Annotated in this window: 21 protein-coding genes; 16 read left to right on the forward strand and 5 right to left on the reverse strand. The window is 59.5% G+C overall.

Annotated features, from left to right (window positions below; genetic code table 11):
• Position 1: 1 nt before the first annotated feature.
• The 8 genes from PspR84_RS05840 to PspR84_RS05875 all read left to right on the forward strand — a co-directional run bounded on the left by PspR84_RS05840 (position 2) and on the right by PspR84_RS05875 (position 8,286).
• Positions 2–1,003 carry a PleD family two-component system response regulator gene (locus PspR84_RS05840; protein ID WP_160056147.1) on the forward strand — a complete coding sequence of 334 codons (1,002 nt, stop codon included), beginning with the start codon at positions 2–4 and terminating at the stop codon, positions 1,001–1,003.
• A gap of 348 nt (positions 1,004–1,351) precedes the next feature.
• A protein-coding gene (gene prfB, locus PspR84_RS05845) for a peptide chain release factor 2 (protein ID WP_102358477.1) occupies positions 1,352–2,447 on the forward strand; the annotation gives its coding sequence in 2 pieces (ribosomal slippage) (positions 1,352–1,423 and positions 1,425–2,447; 1,095 coding nt in all).
• A 114-nt stretch (positions 2,448–2,561) separates the two neighbouring features.
• On the forward strand, positions 2,562–4,064 hold the full coding sequence (gene lysS, locus PspR84_RS05850; RefSeq protein ID WP_160056149.1) for a lysine--tRNA ligase: 1,503 nt from the start codon (positions 2,562–2,564) through the stop codon (positions 4,062–4,064).
• 105 nt (positions 4,065–4,169) lie between these two features.
• On the forward strand, positions 4,170–4,883 hold the full coding sequence (locus tag PspR84_RS05855) for a TetR family transcriptional regulator (protein WP_093104335.1): 714 nt from the start codon (positions 4,170–4,172) through the stop codon (positions 4,881–4,883).
• A gap of 155 nt (positions 4,884–5,038) precedes the next feature.
• Entirely contained in the window at positions 5,039–5,593 is a 555-nt protein-coding gene (locus tag PspR84_RS05860; RefSeq protein ID WP_160056151.1) for a hypothetical protein, read from the forward strand.
• Positions 5,594–5,652: 59 nt separating this feature from the next.
• Complete coding sequence (locus PspR84_RS05865; RefSeq protein WP_174244492.1) at positions 5,653–6,903, forward strand: flavohemoglobin expression-modulating QEGLA motif protein; 1,251 nt, start codon at positions 5,653–5,655, stop codon at positions 6,901–6,903.
• A 151-nt stretch (positions 6,904–7,054) separates the two neighbouring features.
• Entirely contained in the window at positions 7,055–7,960 is a 906-nt protein-coding gene (locus tag PspR84_RS05870) for an alpha/beta hydrolase (RefSeq protein WP_160056155.1), read from the forward strand.
• Positions 7,957–8,286, forward strand: a complete 330-nt coding sequence (locus tag PspR84_RS05875; RefSeq protein ID WP_160056157.1) for a hypothetical protein — start codon at positions 7,957–7,959, stop codon at positions 8,284–8,286. Before PspR84_RS05870 ends, PspR84_RS05875 begins: the two co-directional genes overlap by 4 nt.
• A 247-nt stretch (positions 8,287–8,533) precedes the next feature.
• Here the strand turns inward: PspR84_RS05875 and PspR84_RS05880 are convergent, their stop codons facing one another.
• From PspR84_RS05880 to PspR84_RS05890, 3 genes are all read right to left on the reverse strand, one after another.
• The gene (locus tag PspR84_RS05880) at positions 8,534–9,322 is read right to left on the reverse strand and encodes an OmpA family protein (protein WP_116028721.1); all 789 of its coding nucleotides are present in this window, start codon (positions 9,320–9,322) and stop codon (positions 8,534–8,536) included.
• Between the two features lie 55 nt (positions 9,323–9,377).
• The gene (locus PspR84_RS05885; protein ID WP_034154861.1) at positions 9,378–9,782 is read right to left on the reverse strand and encodes a DUF4398 domain-containing protein; all 405 of its coding nucleotides are present in this window, start codon (positions 9,780–9,782) and stop codon (positions 9,378–9,380) included.
• A gap of 378 nt (positions 9,783–10,160) precedes the next feature.
• A complete protein-coding gene (locus PspR84_RS05890) occupies positions 10,161–10,505 on the reverse strand; it encodes a pilin assembly protein (protein WP_160056159.1) in 345 nt (114 codons plus the stop codon).
• A gap of 213 nt (positions 10,506–10,718) precedes the next feature.
• On the opposite strand from PspR84_RS05890, the gene ppc reads away from it, so the two are divergent.
• From ppc to PspR84_RS05925, 7 genes are all read left to right on the forward strand, one after another.
• Positions 10,719–13,349 (forward strand): phosphoenolpyruvate carboxylase, encoded by a 2,631-nt coding sequence (ppc, locus tag PspR84_RS05895; RefSeq protein WP_160056161.1) that lies wholly within the window; start codon positions 10,719–10,721, stop codon positions 13,347–13,349.
• A 300-nt stretch (positions 13,350–13,649) separates the two neighbouring features.
• Positions 13,650–14,300: an adenylate kinase gene (gene adk, locus PspR84_RS05900; RefSeq protein ID WP_160056163.1), complete on the forward strand. Its 651-nt coding sequence runs from the start codon at positions 13,650–13,652 to the stop codon at positions 14,298–14,300.
• A 93-nt stretch (positions 14,301–14,393) separates the two neighbouring features.
• A complete protein-coding gene (gene tsaB, locus PspR84_RS05905; RefSeq protein ID WP_160056165.1) occupies positions 14,394–15,068 on the forward strand; it encodes a tRNA (adenosine(37)-N6)-threonylcarbamoyltransferase complex dimerization subunit type 1 TsaB in 675 nt (224 codons plus the stop codon).
• A gap of 222 nt (positions 15,069–15,290) precedes the next feature.
• Complete coding sequence (locus PspR84_RS05910; RefSeq protein WP_102900558.1) at positions 15,291–15,602, forward strand: hypothetical protein; 312 nt, start codon at positions 15,291–15,293, stop codon at positions 15,600–15,602.
• On the forward strand, positions 15,602–16,462 hold the full coding sequence (locus PspR84_RS05915; protein ID WP_160056167.1) for a DUF72 domain-containing protein: 861 nt from the start codon (positions 15,602–15,604) through the stop codon (positions 16,460–16,462). The genes PspR84_RS05910 and PspR84_RS05915 overlap by 1 nt, the downstream gene beginning before the upstream one ends.
• 31 nt (positions 16,463–16,493) lie before the next feature.
• A complete protein-coding gene (locus tag PspR84_RS05920) occupies positions 16,494–17,315 on the forward strand; it encodes an isocitrate lyase/phosphoenolpyruvate mutase family protein (protein ID WP_160056169.1) in 822 nt (273 codons plus the stop codon).
• A 2-nt stretch (positions 17,316–17,317) separates the two neighbouring features.
• Entirely contained in the window at positions 17,318–18,010 is a 693-nt protein-coding gene (locus PspR84_RS05925) for an extensin family protein (RefSeq protein WP_160056171.1), read from the forward strand.
• Between the two features lie 3 nt (positions 18,011–18,013).
• Here PspR84_RS05925 and PspR84_RS05930 read toward each other — a convergent pair whose 3' ends face one another.
• Complete coding sequence (locus PspR84_RS05930; RefSeq protein WP_160056173.1) at positions 18,014–18,634, reverse strand: energy transducer TonB; 621 nt, start codon at positions 18,632–18,634, stop codon at positions 18,014–18,016.
• Between the two features lie 95 nt (positions 18,635–18,729).
• Between PspR84_RS05930 and PspR84_RS05935 the strand changes: the two genes are divergently transcribed.
• Positions 18,730–19,509 (forward strand): class I SAM-dependent methyltransferase, encoded by a 780-nt coding sequence (locus PspR84_RS05935; protein WP_174244493.1) that lies wholly within the window; start codon positions 18,730–18,732, stop codon positions 19,507–19,509.
• Between the two features lie 115 nt (positions 19,510–19,624).
• On the opposite strand, the gene PspR84_RS05940 is transcribed toward PspR84_RS05935, so the two are convergent.
• Entirely contained in the window at positions 19,625–20,260 is a 636-nt protein-coding gene (locus PspR84_RS05940) for a TetR/AcrR family transcriptional regulator (protein ID WP_160056177.1), read from the reverse strand.
• Positions 20,261–20,290 lie beyond the last annotated feature (30 nt).

The following is a 20,290-nucleotide window of genomic DNA, read 5'->3' on the forward strand; positions in this document are numbered from 1 at the left end:
CATGAATGACTTACAGATCGACGACATTAAAACCGACGAAAACGCCGCCATGGTGTTGTTGGTGGACGATCAGGCGATGATCGGCGAAGCCGTACGCCGTGGGCTGTCGAATGAAGAGAACATAGACTTTCACTTCTGTTCGGACCCGCATCAGGCCATTGCGCAAGCGGTGCGGATCAAGCCGACAGTGATTTTGCAGGATTTGGTGATGCCCGGTCTCGATGGCCTGAGCCTGGTGCGTGAGTACCGCAATCACCCTGCGACCAAGGACATTCCGATCATTGTCCTGTCGACCAAGGAAGACCCGCTGATCAAAAGCGCGGCGTTCTCGGCCGGGGCCAATGATTACCTGGTGAAACTGCCGGACACTATCGAACTGGTGGCGCGCATCCGCTATCACTCGCGCTCGTACATGACCTTGTTGCAACGTGATGCCGCGTACCGCGCGCTACGGGTCAGCCAGCAGCAATTGCTCGACACCAATCTGGTGCTGCAACGCCTGATGAACTCCGACGGCCTTACCGGGCTGTCCAATCGCCGGCACTTCGACGAATACCTGGAACTGGAGTGGCGCCGTTCGCTGCGGGATCAGAGCCAGTTGTCGTTGCTGATGATCGACGTTGATTACTTCAAGCACTACAACGACAGTTTTGGCCACGTTGAAGGTGATGAGGCGTTGCGCAAGGTCGCCACGGCGATTCGTGATGCCAGTGCGCGACCGTCGGACCTGCCGGCGCGTTATGGCGGTGAGGAATTTGTGCTGGTGCTGCCGAACACCTCGCCGGGCGGCGCGCGACTGGTGGCGGAAAAGCTGCGGCAGACTGTGGTTTCGCTGAAGATTCCGCACAACACTCCGGCGGAAGGGGCGAGTCTTACGATCAGTATTGGTCTGGCGACGATGGTGCCGCAGGCGGGTAGCGATTGTCGGTTGCTGATCTCGGCGGCGGATCGTGGCCTTTACCTGGCTAAAAACAACGGGCGTAACCAGGTCGGGATCGAGTAACGGCTAACCCTCATCGGAACGCCGCCCGCCCAGCCCTCTCCCGGAGGGAGAGGGGGCCGACCGAGGTGTCTGGCGCTGTACATCGACCTGATCGACCGAGTCGATTATGGATCTTCAAGCTTGGCAGTTCCGAATTCAGCTAAGCCCTTTCACGTCGGCGTACCTCCCGAACATCCCCCGATCGGTCCCCTCTCCCTCTGGGAGAGGGCTAGGGTGAGGGCTGGCAATCTTGACTCAGACAGAAACCTCAAGCCATTCACCCCCGGAGCCGCCAGACGGGCTGCCGTTACAGCCTGTTTACGTTATACTCGCCGGCTTTCAAAAGTTCGCCAACGAGTGCTGCCCGTCATGGAAATCAACCCGATCCTGAACACCATCAAGGACCTGTCCGAGCGCTCCGAAACTATTCGGGGGTATCTTTGACTACGATCAAAAGCATGAGCGTCTGACTGAGGTCAATCGCGAGCTTGAAGATCCGAGTGTCTGGAACAAACCTGAATATGCCCAGGAGTTGGGCCGCGAGCGTTCGGCGCTGGCGCAGATCGTCGATACCCTCGATGAACTGAACGCCGGCCTGGCCGATTGCCGCGATCTGCTGGACATGGCCGTCGAAGAAAACGACGAAGGCGCAGTGGGCGATGTCGTCGCCGAGCTGGCCCGTCTTGAGGAAAATCTGGCCAAGCTGGAATTCCGTCGCATGTTCAGCCATGAAATGGACCCGAACAACGCCTACCTGGACATCCAGGCCGGTTCCGGCGGCACCGAAGCCCAGGACTGGGCCAACATCCTCCTGCGCATGTACCTGCGCTGGGCGGATAAGCGCGGTTTCGATGCGACCATCATGGAACTGTCGGCCGGTGAAGTCGCCGGTATCAAAGGTGCGACCGTGCACATCAAGGGCGAATACGCCTTTGGCTGGTTGCGTACCGAGATCGGCGTACACCGTCTGGTGCGCAAGAGCCCGTTCGACTCCGGCAACCGTCGCCACACCTCGTTCTCCGCGGTTTTCGTTTCGCCAGAGATCGATGACAAGGTCGAAATCGAAATCAACCCGGCAGACCTGCGGATCGACACCTATCGTTCCTCCGGTGCCGGTGGTCAGCACGTAAACACCACCGACTCGGCCGTACGTATCACTCACGTACCGACCAACACCGTGGTCAGCTGCCAGAACGAACGTTCCCAGCACGCCAACAAGGACACCGCCATGAAAATGCTGCGGGCCAAGTTGTACGAGCAGGAAATGCAGAAACGCAACGCCGCGTCGCAAGCGCTGGAAGACACCAAGTCGGACATCGGCTGGGGTCACCAGATCCGCTCGTACGTGCTCGATGCGTCGCGGATCAAGGATCTGCGCACCAACATCGAACGCAGCGACTGCGACAAGGTACTCGACGGCGACATCGACGAATATCTGTATGCCAGCCTGAAATCGGGCCTGTAAAAGACGCAATACAGCATCGGCTGATTCAAGCCGATCCCTGTAGGAGCCAGCCCAGCTGGCGATCTCCGGGCCGCAAGGCCCGGGGGCAACGAACCTGATGGAATATCTAAAGACATGAGCGACCAACAACTCGACCCGCAAGCCCTGCAACAGGAAGAAAACTCCCTGATCGCCCTGCGCAAGGAAAAGCTGGCTGCCGAGCGCGCCAAGGGCAACGCCTTCCCGAACGACTTCCGCCGCGAAAACTACTGCGAAGATCTGCAGAAGAAATACGCGGACAAGACCAAGGAAGAGCTGGCAGAGGCTGCAATCCCGGTCAAGGTTGCCGGTCGCATCATGCTCAACCGTGGCTCGTTCATGGTGATCCAGGACATGACCGGTCGCATCCAGGTCTACGTCAACCGTAAAACCCTGTCGGAAGACACCCTGGCCGCGGTGAAAACCTGGGACATGGGCGACATCATTGCCGCCGAAGGCACCCTGGCGCGTTCCGGCAAGGGTGACCTGTACGTTGAAATGACCAGCGTGCGTCTGCTGACCAAATCGCTGCGTCCGCTGCCGGACAAGCACCACGGCCTGACCGACACCGAACAGCGTTACCGTCAGCGTTACGTTGACCTGATCGTCAACGACGAAGTGCGTCAGACCTTCCGCGTGCGTTCGCAAGTAATCGCGCACATCCGCAGCTTCCTGATGAAACGCGACTTCCTCGAAGTCGAAACGCCGATGCTGCAGACCATTCCTGGCGGCGCCGCAGCCAAGCCGTTCGAAACCCACCACAACGCGCTGGACATGGAAATGTTCCTGCGTATCGCCCCAGAGCTGTATCTGAAGCGTCTGGTGGTCGGTGGCTTTGAAAAGGTTTTCGAGATCAACCGCAACTTCCGTAACGAAGGCGTTTCGACTCGTCACAACCCTGAATTCACCATGTTGGAGTTCTATCAGGCTTACGCCGATTACGAAGACAACATGGACCTGACCGAAGAATTGTTCCGTGAACTGGCGCAGCTGGTTCTGGGCAGCACCGACGTGCCGTACGGCGACAAGGTGTTCCACTTCGGCGAGCCGTTCGTACGTCTGTCGGTGTTCGACTCGATCCTCAAGTACAACCCTGAGCTGACCGCCGATGATCTGAACGACATCGACAAGGCCCGCGCCATTGCCAAGAAAGCCGGCGCCAAGGTGCTGGGCTTCGAAGGTCTGGGCAAGCTGCAGGTGATGATTTTCGAAGAACTGGTCGAGCACAAGCTGGAACAGCCGCACTTCATCACTCACTACCCGTTTGAAGTGTCGCCGCTGGCCCGTCGTAACGACGACAACCCGAACGTCACCGACCGTTTCGAGCTGTTCATCGGCGGCCGCGAAATCGCCAACGCCTACTCCGAGTTGAACGACGCCGAAGACCAGGCCGAGCGCTTCATGGCGCAGGTGGCCGACAAGGACGCCGGCGACGACGAAGCCATGCACTACGACGCCGACTTCGTGCGTGCGCTGGAGTACGGCATGCCGCCAACGGCGGGTGAAGGCATCGGCATCGATCGTCTGGTGATGTTGTTGACCAACTCGCCGTCGATTCGCGATGTGATCCTGTTCCCGCACATGCGACCGCAAGCGTAAACGTTTCAGTTGAAAAGCCGCCTAAAACAGGCGGCTTTTTATTGCCTGTCTGGTACAAATGTATCAATTGGTTAATTTTGCAATAGCAGAGGAAGTTCTGTCGTGATGGGTGCAATAGCTCAAGAGGGTGCAGCGGGTATCGCCACTGCGGTCGCTGAAAGTGTTCAGTACCAGGGTCGCAAGGCCAGCCGACAGGGCAGTGAGCAGCGTCGACAGGACATTCTCGACGCGGCGATGCGCATTGTCGTGCGCGACGGCGTGCGTGCCGTGCGCCACCGCGCCGTGGCTGCCGAGGCCGGTGTGCCGTTGTCGGCGACCACCTATTACTTCAAAGACATCGACGACTTGCTCACCGATACCTTCGCCCAGTATGTGGAGCGCAGTGCAGCGTACATGGCCAAGTTGTGGATCAACAACGAAGGCTTGCTGCGTGAAATGGTGGTCAGCGGTGACGGCAGCCCGGAGTCGCGCTCGCAACTGGCCGATGACATTGCACGGTTGATGGCTGATTACGTGCACCGGCAATTGATTAATCGCCGTGAGCATTTGATGGCCGAACAGGCATTCCGTCAGGAGGCGCTGCTCAACCCGCGCCTGGCGATTCTGGTGCGCTCGCATCAGCAGATTCTGTTGCAGGGCACCTGCCAGTTGTTTCAGGTACTGGGCTCGCGTGAGCCACAGCAGGATGCCAAGGTGTTGACGGCGATTATCGGACGGATGGAATATCAGGGCCTGCTCAACGACGCCGAGCCTTTGGCCGAAGAGGACATGCTCGGGATTCTGACGCGCTACATGCACCTGGTGCTCGCGTCGGTGTAATCCGCTGTTGCTTCACCCTGTGGGAGCGAGCCTGCTCGCGAATGCGGTCTGACATTCAACATCTTTGTTGCCTGACACACCGCTTTCGCGAGCAGGCTCGCTCCCACAGGGTAATGTGGCGATGTTCAGGGCCGTGTGTTCATAGGGAGTGTTGAATGAAAGCCTGGCGTGGTGTGCTGATCGCCTTGTCGTTCCTGCTGCTCAGTGGCTGTCTGGTGACCTTCAAGGAGCCGCTGGCCGCCAGTGATCCCGCGCCCAAGGGCTTGCTCGGCAAATGGTCGAGCACCAATGCCTGGGGCGAGCCGATGAACCTTGAGCTGACGCGATTGGGCAGCGATCGTTACCAGGCCGTCACGTACTTCAAGGCCAAACCCCACGAACGCGAAGCCTATCCCTTCACCGTGTCGCGCCACGGCAACCGCTGGTATCTGTCGGCGAAAGTCCCGGCGCAGTACGGCGGCCACTTCACCATCGCCGGTTTCGAACTCACCGAAAAACACGAATTGGTGGTCTACAACCTCGATCTCGAGCAGATCAATCAAGCGATCAAACAGAAAGCCCTCGACGGTCAGGCCTTCCAGACCGACGATGGCGACGGCGTGCAAGTCGACAGCAACCTCGACAAGGTCTTTGCTTACCTCGACGATCCGACCAATTCCGATGTCTTCGTTGAAGCCGTGCGCTACCAGCGCCAGGCCCGCGCCAAATAATTCATACGTCAGGTGTTCTACAGGAGTTTCGGGTGGACGATTACCAGCAGACGATACGCATGTTGTCCGACCGCATTGTGCTGGCGCAGACGCCGATCCGCGTACTCGACGCGGTCAAGTGGGACGAAAACATCCGCAAGGGCTTCCTCAAGGCCAAAGGCAAGGAAATGCCGGCGGTGGATCGCGACTACTACCTCAACCGGCCGCTGAGTTTCGATTCGAGCAAGGTCAAACTGGAATTCCAGAACATCGAGCGCGACATCACCCGCCAGCTCGGTCAGTTCAACCCGGTCGGGCAGATCATGCGGCGCATGTGCAAGGAATACCGCATGGTGGTACGCATGCTCGAAGCGCGCGGCACCGAGGATTTCGGGTTGATCTCGCAAGAACTGTATGGCGCAGCGTCCGATGCGTTCCACGCCGGTGACCCGACGCTGGCCGACCTCGGTCTGATGATGTCCGACTACCTGAACAACATCGATGGCCGTGGCGACCTCAAGGACGAGCCGAAAGTCCTCACCGCCAAGGACGCCGTGCACTTGCTGCAGACCCGTCTGAACAAGGTGTTCGGCGAGGCCGAGGAAACCATCCGCGTGTTCGAGTCCGACGGCATCGTTGCCGACGCGGCGGCGGGCGCCGATTACATCAAGATCCGCACCGACGCAATGTTCAACGACCGCGACGTGCGCGCGCTGGAGGTTCACGAAGGCCTGGTGCACGTCGGCACTACGCTAAACGGTTTGAACCAGCCGATCTGCACCTTCCTGTCCAAAGGCCCACCGTCGTCGACGGTGACCCAGGAAGGCCTGGCGATTCTGATGGAAATCATCACCTTCGCCTCCTACCCGAGTCGCCTGCGCAAACTGACCAACCGCACCCGCGCCATTCACATGGTCGAGGAGGGCGCGGACTTCTTGCAGATCTTCGAGTTTTTCCGCGAACAGGGTTTTGAGATGGCGGACAGCTACGGCAACGCCAGTCGCGTTTTCCGTGGATCGACGCCGACGGGGCTGCCATTTACCAAAGACTTGTCCTACCTCAAGGGCTTTATCATGGTTTACAACTACATTCAGTTGGCCGTGCGTAAAGGCAAGCTTGAACAGATACCGCTGTTGTTCTGCGGCAAGACCACGCTGGAAGACATGCGTACCTTGCGTCAGCTGGTGGATGAAGGATTGGTGGTACCGCCCAAGTATCTGCCGGATCAGTTCCGCGATTTGAATGCGTTGTCGGCGTGGATGTGCTTCTCCAACTTCCTCAACCACTTGAGCCTGGACCGGATCGAAGCGGACTACTCCAATATTCTTTGACCCACAAAAAATCCCCTGTAGGAGTGAGCCTGCTCGCGATAGCGGTGTGTCAATCAACATTAATATCGACTGATGCACCGCTATCGCGAGCAGGCTCACTCCTACAGGTTTGTTCTGTATTCCAACCCGAATTTCTGCGAGGTTTCACCGGATGAGAATCCTCGGCATCTTCTGCCTGCTCCTGACCCTCGGCGGTTGCAGCTCTTTGTTGTTCTACCCCGAACCCGGCCAGATCTTCACGCCGGAAAAAGCCAAGCTCGAATACCGGACGGTAACTCTGGTTACCGCTGATGGCTTGAAGCTCAACGCCTGGTGGCTGCCGGCCAAATCCGGCGTCGAAGTCAAAGGCACTGTCCTGCACTTGCACGGCAACGGCGGCAATCTGCCGATGCACCTCGGCGGCAGTTGGTGGTTGCCGAAGAACGGCTATCAAGTGTTGCTGGTCGACTATCGCGGTTATGGCTTGTCCGAGGGCGAGCCGAGTTTGCCGGCGATCTATCAGGATATCGACGCCGCATTCGCCTGGCTCGACAAGGCGCCGGAGGTGAACGGCAAACCGCTGGTTTTACTCGGCCAGAGCCTCGGTGGTTCGATGGCGGTGCATTGGCTGGTACAACATCCTGAAAGACAAAAACAGCTCAAGGCTTTGGTGCTCGACGGCGTGCCCGCCAGCTATCGCAGCGTGGGGCAATACGCGCTGAGCACAGCGTGGCTGACCTGGCCATTTCAGGTGCCGCTGTCGTGGCTGGTGCCGGACGGTGACAGCGCAATCAACTCGATGCCGCAGCTCAACGGCGTGCCGAAGCTGATCTTCCACAGCATCGACGATCCGCTGGTGCCACTTTCCAACGGCATCCGTCTGTATCAAGCTGCGCCGCCACCGCGCGTGCTGCAACTGACTCGCGGCGGCCATGTGCAGACCTTCGGCGATCCGGTGTGGCGTCAGGTCATGCTGCGCTACCTCGACGACCCCGAGCATTTCAACGGCTTGCGCCGTCTCGGCGAAATCCCCAATTACCCGCAGCCCCCGAATTCTGAAGATGAGAGTCCGCAATGACTGAAGAACGTAACGCCATCCCGCTAATCATCACCGGTATCTGCAGCATTCTCGGCACTGTCGGGGCGCTGTGGTACTACGGCTACCTGCATTTCGCCAAACCCGAGGATGCGTTGCTGCTTAACGAGTTCACCATGCTCAAGACCGTGCCGGGTGAGGATTACAAAGTCTCGCTGGACCCGGCGCCGCAAGTGGCGCAGTGCATTGATGGCGTACTGGTGTTGTTCGATACCGAACAGAAAGGTTTGACCGGTGTACTGATCAATGGGCAGAAAAAAGCGGTGCGTTGCATGGGCGAAGAAACCCCGCAGAAGCTGCAAGAGTGATTCTGCAGGTTCAGCCCTCACCCTAACCCTCCCGAAACGTCGGACCGCCCAGAGGGAGAGGGGACTGACCGTGGTGTCTTTCGAGTTACGCCGACCTGATCCATCGTATAGAACACAAATTCTGAAAGCACCACAAATCGCCTCCCTCTCCCTCGGGAGAGGGCTGGGGTGAGGGGCCGCGATGTCAGCGCCACAAAAAAGCCCCGCCTGATCACTCAAGCGGGGCTTTTGCGTTACAGCAGGGCGCTTAGTTCGAGCTAACCGCCGAACGTGGCATCACTGGCTGGTTGTCGTTGGAAATGGTTACTTCCACACGACGGTTCATCGCACGGCCGGAGACGCTGCCGTTCTCGGCAACCGGGTATTCCTTGCCGTAGCCCTGAGCCACGATGCGCGCTGGATCAACGCCCATTTTCACCAGAGCGGTACGTACGGAATTGGCGCGACGCTCGGACAGAGTCTGGTTGTGGCTCGCAGTACCGGTGCTGTCGGTGTAGCCCTCGACGATCACCTTGCGATCAGGGTTTTCCTGAAGGAATTGCGCCAGTTTGTTGATGTTGACCAGACCGCTGGATTTCAGGTCAGCACGGTCGGTGGCGAACAGCACATCACCGAAAGTCACCAGCGTACCGCGATCGGTCTGCTTGGCATTCAGGCTGTCCTGCAGCTGTTTGATCTGCTGATCGCGAGCATCCAGACGCGCTTGAGCACGTTGGGCAGCAGCGTTCTTCAGATTGTTTTCAGCGGTGCGCAGGGCGATGGTCTGTTTGGCCACTTCCACGCGCTGGTTGGTCAGGTAGGCCAGTTGGTCGACCTTGGCGGCGTCTTGCTTGTCCAGATAAGCCTTGTCGGCCTTGTCCAGGTAATCACTGGCGTCCTTGGTTTCCAGCGCCGCGACTTTGCTGGCCTGCGGGTTGGCCTGCAGGCCGGCGTAGTTGGTGCGCGCGTTTTCCAGATTCGGGTTAGGCGGAGTGGAGCAGGCAGCCAGGGCAACGCTTGCGGCCAGAAGAGCTGGGATCATCAGTTGCTTACGCATAATTTGTCGTCCTTTCTATCGATAAAAGTTTCAGCTTTGCGATCGGGATGCGCGCTTACTGCACGGTGCGCTGACTTTCCTGACGCAGTTCCTGAACACCTTTCTGGGAATCCTTCACAGCCTGTTCGGCTTTCGCGGCCTGAGCCTTGCGTTCTGCTACACGAGCGTCCCATTCGGCTTGCTCGGACAGGGTGCGCGCTTCGTCATACTTCTTGTCGTGCATGGCGATTTCGGCTTGTTTCAGCTTGTCCTGCGCTTGCTTCATCTCAACGGCAGCGAATTCGGTACCGCCGGCACTGACGGCGCTGTTCACGGCCGATTGGGTCACGGCGTATTGCTCGGTCGGTGGATTACCAGCGCAACCGGCCAGTACGAAGCTGGTGCCGATGGCCAGAGCCGCCAGTTTCAGACCGCGCAGGTGGGTAAACGAGGTTTGGTTTTTCATGGTCTTCAACTCCATTAGGCATCTCCTGAAAACATCTGAATCCATCCTGGCCGAGGAGCCGCAAGCGACGTGTGAAAGCGCGTTTTTGAAACGCTCGTTCCAGGCGTGGTTACAGGTTCCGACCGGCGGGATTTTTCAAAAGTTCAGAAAAGATGGCCTATCGCCAAAAAAAATTTTGACCGAATGGACAAGGCTCTAGAGCGGGAACTTTGGCGAGGGAGAGTGGTACGCGCGGGTGTTTCCAATACTGAAAGCACGTCGATCCAGAGGCAGAAATGCAGTCAATGTGGGAGCGAGCCTGCTCGCGAAAGCGGTGTGCCAGTCACCATCAATGTCGACTGATATAACGCATTCGCGAGCAGGCTCGCTCCCACAGTTTTGGACTAGGTTGTGTCAGTGTTTTTGCTTGCCTTCAACAGCCGACAGGTCATGCAAATGTCGGCGCGAAAGGGCCAGAAACCGTGGCGTAGGCCCGACATCCTCATACAACGGATCACCCTCCTCATCGGTCGCCACCACCGTCGAACCTTTCACATACGGCAGGCTCGCTTCGAACTCCTCAAGCGCCGCGCCAATCAGTTCGCCGAGCAGTTCTTCGGCCTGCCGTTTGGGGTACATCTCGGCAATCGCCGCCAAGCGCGCAGCAGCTTCAACGTCCAGATGAATCGTGTAGCCAGTGTCGGTCAGGCGACCTTTGGCGTTTTCTTCCCAATGCTGGGCGAGTTCACGAATTTTCATGATGACCTCATTTCGCGCCTGCTCATGGCAGGCCTGGGTGAGTGTCCGGCAGCGCCGGCGGCAAGCCGTTGTACGGCTTACTGTTGAGACTAGCTTTTGTCCGCAAGGTTTAAAGTCCCTTGGTCGGCTGCTTGTAAGAAGCGTCGTAGAGCGGCACTCTCTAGGTCATGCACTCGTTTCTAAGCCGTCCGGATTACTGCTGGGGAATTGCTGATGACCGATATTGATGCACGCTTGCGCGAAGACGTTCACCTGCTCGGAGAGCTGTTGGGCAACACCATTCGAGACCAGTACGGCGAAGCCTTTCTCGACAAGATCGAGCAGATTCGCAAGGGCGCCAAGGCTGATCGCCGCGGCTCGATGGACGCTGAGCTGAGTGCCAGCCTCAATCAATTGAGCGAGGACGAATTGCTCCCGGTGGCGCGGGCGTTCAACCAGTTTCTCAATCTGGCGAACATCGCCGAGCAGTATCAGTTGATTCATCGGCGCGAAGAGTCGCAGCCGGCGCCGTTCGAATCCCGCGTACTGCCTGAGTTGCTCGCCCGTTTACGCAACGAAGGCCACAGCGCCGAGTCGCTGGCCCGGCAACTGGCGCGACTGGAAATCGAACTGGTGCTGACCGCGCACCCGACCGAAGTGGCGCGGCGCACGCTGATCCAGAAATACGACGCGATCGCCGGGCAACTCGCCGCGCAGGATCATCGCGACCTGACCAGCGCCGAACGCGAACAGATTCAAAAAACCCTGCAACGGCTGATTGCCGAAGCCTGGCACACCGAAGAAATCCGCCGCACGCGCCCAACGCCGGTTGATGAAGCCAAGTGGGGTTTCGCAGTGATCGAGCATTCGCTGTGGCAGGCGATTCCCAACCATATGCGCAAGGCCGACAAGGCGTTGCATGAAGCGACCGGCCTGCGTCTGCCACTGGAAGCGGCGCCGATTCGCTTCGCCTCGTGGATGGGCGGCGACCGTGACGGCAACCCCAACGTCACCGCCGCCGTGACTCGCGAAGTGTTGCTGCTGGCGCGCTGGATGGCCGCCGATTTGTACCTGCGCGATGTTGATCATCTTGCTGCCGAACTGTCGATGCAGCAGGCCAGCGATGCCCTCAAAGCCAAGGCCGGTGACAGCGCCGAACCATATCGTGCGGTGCTCAAACAATTGCGCGAACGCCTGCGCGCGACGCGCAACTGGGCACATGCCGCGCTGACTGCACCGACGCCAGCGCCGGCAGACGTGCTGCACAACAACCGCGATCTGCTCGATCCGCTGGAGCTGTGCTTCAACTCGCTGCACGAGTGCGGCATGGGCGTGATCGCCGATGGCCCGCTGCTTGATTGCCTGCGTCGGGCGGTGACCTTCGGCTTGTTCCTCGTGCGTCTCGATGTACGCCAGGATTCGTCGCGACACAGCTCGGCGATGACCGAAATCACCGATTATCTTGGTCTCGGTCGCTATGAAGACTGGGACGAAGAGCAGCGCATCAGCTTCCTGACCCGTGAACTGAGCAATCGTCGGCCACTGCTGCCGGCGCATTTCAAACCGTCGGCCGACACCGCCGAAGTACTCAACACCTGCAAGGAAGTCGCTGCGGCACCGGGCGCTTCGCTGGGTTCCTACGTAATCTCCATGGCTGGCGCCGCTTCCGATGTGCTCGCCGTGCAACTGCTGCTCAAAGAGTCCGGCGTGTTGCGGCCGATGCGTGTGGTGCCGCTGTTCGAAACCCTCGCCGACCTCGACAACGCCGGGCCGGTGATGGAGCGGCTGTTGCTGTTGCCGGGTTACCGCGCACGGCTGCAAGGCCCGCAGGAAGTAATGATCGGTTATTCCGACTCGGCCAAGGATGCTGGCACCACAGCAGCGGCCTGGGCGCAATATCGCGCGCAGGAACGCTTGGTGGAAATCTGCCGCGAGCAACAAGTCGAACTGCTGCTGTTCCACGGTCGCGGCGGCACCGTGGGCCGGGGCGGTGGCCCGGCGCATGCGGCGATTCTGTCGCAGCCACCGGGTTCGGTGGCGGGGCGTTTCCGCACCACCGAGCAGGGGGAAATGATTCGATTCAAATTCGGCCTGCCGGACATCGCCGAGCAAAACCTCAATCTGTATCTGGCGGCGGTGCTTGAAGCAACGCTACTGCCACCGCCGCCGCCGACACCAGAGTGGCGTCACTTGATGGACGAATTGGCCGCCGATGGCGTCAGCGCTTATCGCCAGGTCGTGCGGGAAAATCCGCAATTCGTCGAGTACTTCCGTCAATCCACGCCAGAGCAGGAGTTGGGTCGCTTGCCCCTCGGCAGTCGTCCAGCCAAACGTCGCGCCGGCGGTATCGAAAGTCTGCGGGCGATTCCGTGGATCTTTGGCTGGACACAAACGCGGCTGATGCTGCCGGCGTGGCTGGGTTGGGAGTCGGCACTGAGCAAGGCGCTGGAACGCGGCGAAGGCGAGTTGCTTGGGCAAATGCGCGAACAATGGCCGTTCTTCCGTACGCGTATCGACATGCTCGAAATGGTGCTGGCCAAGGCTGACGCGGATATTGCGCTGTCCTACGATCAGCGCCTGGTCGAGCCTGATCTGCTGCCGTTGGGCGCGCAGTTACGCGACCTATTGTCGCAGGCGTGCGCAGTGGTGCTCGGCCTGACTGGCCAGTCGCAGCTGCTGGCACATAGCCCTGACACCCTTGAATTCATCCGTCTGCGCAACACCTATCTCGACCCGCTGCATCTATTGCAGGCCGAATTGCTGGCCCGCTCGCGGCAGCAGGATGTCGAGCAGGGCAGCCCGGTGGAACAGGCGTTGCTGGTGTCTGTGGCGGGGATTGCCGCCGGTTTGCGAAATACCGGCTAATGTTTTTGTCTGGGCACGCGGCCTCCGGAACACGTAACGGAGGCCGCTTTGCCTGACGGCGCAAAGTGCCGCCAGGCGACAGTTAGTGATGGGGTTGCGACTTGGGTTACCGCGTCGCAAGGTCGCAGGGGGCGTCGGTTTCTCCGACTTTTGGCGTCTTGTGTGGGCGCAGCCTGCTGTGTATCTTGATCAGCCTTTGGCCGTTTGTGCGGCCACGACCCGTATTTTCAGGATTCGTCCCAAGAGGCGAATCCTTTGTTTTGTAAAAGCTTTTTATAAAAAAATTGAGGAGCACATCTAATGCGCGTCATTCTGCTGGGAGCTCCCGGGGCCGGTAAAGGTACTCAGGCTAAGTTCATCACCGAAAAATTCGGCATTCCACAAATTTCCACCGGCGACATGCTGCGTGCAGCGGTCAAGGCCGGTACTCCACTGGGCGTTCAAGCCAAGAGCATCATGGATGCCGGCGGCCTGGTGTCGGATGACCTGATCATCGCACTGGTTCAGGATCGTATCGCTCAGCCTGACTGCGCCAACGGTTTCCTGTTCGACGGCTTCCCGCGCACCATTCCGCAGGCTGAAGCACTGGTCACTGCCGGCGTTGAGCTGGATGCAGTGGTTGAAATCGCTGTTGAAGACGAAGAAATCGTGCAACGCATCGCCGGCCGTCGTGTTCACGAGGCCAGCGGCCGCGTTTACCACATCGTCTACAACCCGCCGAAAATCGCCGGCAAAGACGACATCACTGGCGAAGAGCTGGTACAGCGCAAGGACGACACCGAAGAAACCGTGCGTCATCGCCTGTCGGTCTACCACTCGCAGACCAAGCCTTTGGTGGAGTTCTATCAGAGCCTGTCGACTAAAAATGCTGGCAAGCCGAAGTACAGCCACATCCCGGGCGTTGGTTCGGTTGATGCGATCACCGCCAAGGTGCTGGCCGCGCTGAGCTGAAAAGTCTGAACCGCAGCACCATCCACGGCCCGCTTGCGGGCCGTAGTTGTTTATACTGACGCACTTTTTCCCACCCCTGTTTTGGAAACATCGATGAGCACCTTGCTGGCCCTGGACACCGCGACTGAAGCTTGCTCCGTTGCCTTGCTGCATGACGGCAAGGTCACGAGCCATTACGAGGTGATCCCGCGCTTGCACGCGCAGAAACTGCTGCCGATGATCCAGCAATTGCTGGCCGACGCCGGCACCACGTTGCAAGCGGTCGATGCGATTGCTTTCGGTCGCGGGCCGGGTGCATTTACCGGCGTGCGGATCGCCATTGGTGTGGTGCAAGGGCTGGCGTTTGCGCTGGATCGCCCGGTGTTGCCGGTGTCCAACCTCGCGGTGCTGGCGCAGCGTGCCTATCGCGAACATGGCGTGAGCCAGGTCGCGGCGGCCATCGATGCGCGGATGGATGAGGTGTATTGGGGCTGCTACCGCGAGACGGCGGGGGAGATGCGACTGGTCGGTGCCGAAGCGGTGTTGCCGCCGGAAGTCGCGGCGCTGCCGGCCGATGCCAGTGGTGACTGGTTCGGTGCTGGCACCGGTTGGGGGTATGGCGAGCGTATTGCGGTCGATCTGAGCGGCTCGGATGCAGGCATGCTGCCCCACGCCGAAGACCTGCTGATCCTGGCGCGTTTTGCCTGGGAGCGCGGCGAGTCGATCCCGGCGGATGATGCACAACCGGTTTACCTGCGCGATAAAGTCGCCACCCCCAAGGCTCGTTGAGCCTTTAAAAAGATCGCAGCCTTCGGCAGCTCCGACAGAGATTGCATTCCAACTGTAGGAGCTGCCGAAGGCTGCGATCTTTTGATCTACTGTCGCCAATCGTCAGTTTGTAACCCCTCGCTTTAAACCTTTTGCGCTTTATGTGTTCTAGTTATCACTCGGCAGTTTGCTAAGTCGGTCAAGTGCCGCTAAATTGCCATCATCGATACCGAGCATGAAATTATGCGTATAGACGGCCTTTCCTCTCAGTCCTACCCCATCAAGCGCAAGCCTCGCAAAGGCCATGTGACTGTGGATGAGTCAGTCGACGATATCGACGGTGAGATCGAATTTCCGACTGAAGAGCAACTGGCTGCCCGTGCTGCCGCCAAAGCTGCCGCGCAACGCCTGAGCAATCTGCCCGCCCGCCAACAAGACATGATCTACCACCGTGCGATGAAAAAAAGCGTAGCGATGGCCTTGGCCAGCTATCTGAGCACTGCCGGTTTTGTCGATTGGGATGCAGACGTGCTGGGCCTCGATCTGTACATCTGATGGATCTGCCTTACTACCTCGGTTGTCCGTCCTGGAGCGAAAACGCCTGGCGCGAGTATCTGTACCCGGTAGACGCCAAAACCTCCGATTTCCTCGGTCTCTATTGCCAAGTGTTCAACGCCGTTGAAGGCAACACGACCTTTTACGCCAGCCCGTCACCGGCCACGGTGCAGCGTTGGTCTGAGGTTATGCCTGAACACTTTCGCTTTACCGCCAAATTCCCCGGCGACATCAGTCACAGCGGTGATCTGCGCGAGCAACTGACGGCAGCCGAAACCTTTCTGCAATTACTCAAGCCACTCGGCCAGCGTGTCTCGCCGTCGTGGCTGCAATTGTCGAAAAGCTTCACACCGCAACGGCTGCCGGAACTGGCGGCGTTCATCGATGCGCTGGATTGCCCGCTGGCAGTGGAAGTGCGGCATGAACAGTTCTTCGCCAAGGGCGAGAGCGAACGCTTGCTCAATCGGCTGCTGCTGGACCGTGGCGTGGAACGCATCTGCCTCGACCCGCGTGCGCTGTTCAGCTGCCTGTCGACCGAATCCTCGGTGATCCACGCGCAATCGAAAAAACCGCGCGTGCCGACGCGTCCGGCGGCGTTCACCCAGTTCCCGCAAGTGCGCTTCATTGGCCATCCCGAGCTTGAAGCCAACGATGCGTTCCTGGTGCCGTGGGTAGCGAAAATCGCTGAGTGGATCGAAGAGGGTCGTACGCCGTATATCTTCCTGCACACCGCCGACAACCTGTTGGCGGCAAAACTGGCGCAACGTTTTCACGCACATCTGATGCAACGTTTGCCTGGCCTGCCATCGCTGCCTGAGCTATACAGAGAACCCGCCGCGGAGCAACTTGGCCTGCTCTGAAGCGGATTTTTTCCTGCCCTGGAGCCTGCCGATGGATGCCCAAGCCCTTAAAGCAAACGCTTTCAAAGCCCTGCATGAACAATCGGGGATATTCGTCATTCCCAATCCGTGGGATGCCGGCTCGGCAAAAATGCTCGCAAGTCTCGGCTATCAGGCCTTGGCGACGACCAGCGCCGGCTATGCGTTTTCCCAGGGCAAGGCTGATGGTGCCTTGAGTCTCGACGAGACCCTGGCGAATGTCCGCGCAATTGTTGCCGCGACCGATTTGCCGGTGGCGGTGGATCTGGAAAACGGTTTTGCCGATGACCCGGCCGAATGCGCCAAGAGTCTGTTGCGTGTCGCCGAGGCGGGCGCGGTCGGCGGCTCGATCGAAGACGCCACGGGCCGCCCGGATGCACCGATCTATTGTTTCGAACACGCCGTCGCGCGCATTGAAGCGGCAGTCGCCGCCGTGCGTACGCTGCCATTCCCCTTCATCCTGACTGCGCGTGCAGAGAACTATCTGCACGGCAACCCCGATATCAACGACACCATTCGCCGCTTGCAGGCCTTCGCCGAAGCGGGCGCCGACGTGCTGTACGCGCCAGGTTTGCGCAACGCCGAAGAAGTGCTGGCAGTGGTGCGCGCAGTGGCGCCGAAACCGGTCAATGTACTGATGTCTGGCGGTTTGAAACTGACCGTGCAGGAACTGCAGGACATGGGCGTGCGCCGGATCAGCACCGGTTCGGCACTGGCCTTGGCAGCGTTCGGCGAATTCTTTCGCGCCGCTGAAGAGATCCAGCAATCCGGCACCTTCGGCTTTACTTCGCAGTCGATGCCGTACGCCAAGGCCAATCAGTTCTTCAAGGGCTAAGCATGGGGCGATGGATTGCGCTTACTGTCCTGCTGATCATCGGCGGCGCCATGATCAGTGTCTGGCGCGGCTGGCTGGACGTGCCACCGCCATGGAATCCGTGGGCACCGCTGGACGTGAAAGCCGCGCCCAATTGGCTGACCGGCTACAAGTTGATGCGTTTGCGCAGTGATCCTCAGCTCTGCGCCCAGGCGTTAAGCAGTTCCGATCTGCGCGTCACACGTCAAGCCGACAGCCTGGGCGCCGAATGCCCGCTGATCGGCGCCCTGCGCGTACAGAGCGGCGAGGCGGCGCTGAGCAGCAGCTTCCTCGCCAGTTGTCCGCTGGCGGTGGCCTACGCGATGTTCGAGCACCATTCGCTGCAACCCGCCGCACAGTCGGTTTACGGTCAGAAAGTCGCGCGCCTCGATCACCTTGGCAGCTTCGCCTGCCGCAATGTCTACAACCGCGAAAGCGGGGCGCTCAGCCGTCATGCCAGCGCTGATGCGCTGGACATTGCCGGTTTTCGGCTGGCCGACGGCCGCAGCATCAGCGTACTCAAGGACTGGCCGAAGCAAAATCAGGATGCGCAGTTTCTGCGTCAGGTGCGCGACGGCGCCTGCGAGGCGTTCAATGTGGTGTTGAGCCCGGATTACAACGCCGCCCACCGCAATCACTTTCATGTCGATGTCGGGCGCTGGAGCGTGTGTCGCTGAGGCTTAAGCGGCGAGGCGCAGGTTCTGCAGAACGATCGGGCGCGCCCAGCCGTTATCGAAGTCCAGCGCTTTCTGTTGCTCGATGATTTCTTCCGGCGGGAACGGCGGGTAAGGCTTTTGCAGCAGGTCCAGATCGAATTCGGCAATCGGCAGGTACAGCGGTTTCTTCTGCGGTGCCGGGCCAGGCTCTGGAACGGGCTGACCATTGTTGATCACCACCGGACGCACCCAACTGCTGTCGAAATCCTGTTGCTCTTGCTGAGCCTTGAGTTCTTCAGGCGGGAACGGTGGGAATGGCTTGTCAAGCAAGTCCATTTCGAACTCGGCGATCGGCAGGAACAGCGGCTCTGGCGGACGCACTTCGGTTTCGACCACGTCGCACTCGCGCTGGCTGATGATGTGCGCGTGCAGCTCGCTGCCGATGGTCGGCTCTTCCGGGCTGTTCAGGTCAACCGGCGGAAATGTACCGCAGGCAGGCACCACTTCACTCGTCTGTTCGGCCATCGCCTGGGCAAAGAAATCCTGCCACAGGTGACTGACGCCGCTCAGTGCTTGAGTGTTGTGACGGCTAAAGTCGCCATGGGGCGAGATGTAGCCAATCGATGTGGGAAGAATGCCTGACATTTTTTTCGGTTGACGCTCAGCTCTGGCAAAATGCGCGTTGAATGAATTATCGGCGGTTTTTGCCGATCCTTGAATTTTTGAGCGTGTTTTCCATGATCGAGCAACCCGCGGCCTGCCGCATCCATGTCGAAGCCCTTGGCGCGACGTATGAAGCGCAAGCCGAGCAGTGGGCCGAGCGCCTCGGTCTGCCGCTTGCAGTGGCGGACGGCGAGTTTGCCTTGCAGGTCGGCGAGCAGGGTTTGCAGTTGCAACAGCTCGGCCCGGATGCGCCGGGACCGGTGCGCGTCGACTTCGTTGAGGGCGGCGCGGCGCATCGGCGCTTATATGGCGGCGGCAGCGGGCAGATGATTGCCAAGGCTGTCGGTATCGCCCAAGGCGTGCGCCCGCGCGTGCTGGATGCCACGGCGGGACTGGGCAAGGATGCGTTCGTGCTGGCCAGTCTCGGTTGCGAAATGAGCCTGATCGAGCGCCAGCCGCTGATCGGTGCGCTGCTGGAGGATGGTCTGGCGCGGGCGGCGGAGGATTTCGACGTGGCACCGATCGTGGCGCGGATGAAGTTGCTCAAGGGCAACTCCATCGAGGTCATGCAGAACTGGGAAGGCGAGCCGCCACAGGTGATTTATCTCGATCCGATGTTTCCGCACCGTGAGAAGACCGCGCTGGTGAAGAAGGAAATGCGCCTGTTCCGGCCGTTGGTGGGGGATGATCCGGATGCCCCGGCGTTGCTCGAAGCCGCGTTGGCGTTGGCGACGCACCGGGTGGTGGTCAAGCGGCCGCGCAAGGCGCCGTGCATTGCGGGGCCGAAGCCGAGTCATGCGCTGGATGGAAAATCGAGCCGCTATGACATTTATCCGAAGAAAGCGCTCAAGCCTTAAAACAGAGTCGCTCCTATCGCGAGCAGGCTCACTCCTACAATTGATCTGTGGTGCACACAAATCCACTGTAGGAGTGAGCCTGCTCGCGATAGGGCCAGCCCAAACAGCGCAGAAGCTAAGGTTTGTACGCCCGCATAAACAAAGCCACCACTTCCTGAATATGGCTCTCTGCAGCCTCTTCGCTCAACGGCTCCCCACAGCCATACAACAATCGAAAATTCCCCGCACCCTTGATCAGGCAGAAGAAATGCTCAGCCGCATTGCGCGGCAGATCGATGCTCAGCGCGCCCGTTTCGTGGATGCGCGTCAACAGCCGCTCCATGCCCTGCACCATGCGCTGCGGGCCGGCCTCGAAGAAGATCAGCGACAGCTTCGGGTCCTGACTGCCCAGCGCCATGATCAAGCGGTGCAAGTTCACCGACTCATCACTGTTGATCAGGTGATGAAAGCCTCGCGCAATGTTCAGCAACACATTTTCCACAGCGATGCCTTCGGGCAATTCGAAGAACAATGGCGGTAATTGCTCCTCGCATTTGGCCACCACGGCAGCGGAGAACAACGTCTCCTTGTCGTTGAAATGGCTGTAGACCGTCAACTTCGACACGCCAGCCTCGCTGGCGACCGCGTCCATGCTGGTGTTGGCGTAGCCATGACTCAGAAACAGAATTTTCGCCGCGTCGAGGATCGCCTGGCGCTTGGCCAGATCCTTCGGGCGGCCCGGACCGTTTGGAGCTGAAAGATTGTTCGACATTCTTCGCTTTTAATACTGGACTGGTGAGTT

The organism is Pseudomonas sp. R84, from assembly GCF_009834515.1.
Classification (GTDB): Bacteria; Pseudomonadota; Gammaproteobacteria; order Pseudomonadales; family Pseudomonadaceae; genus Aquipseudomonas.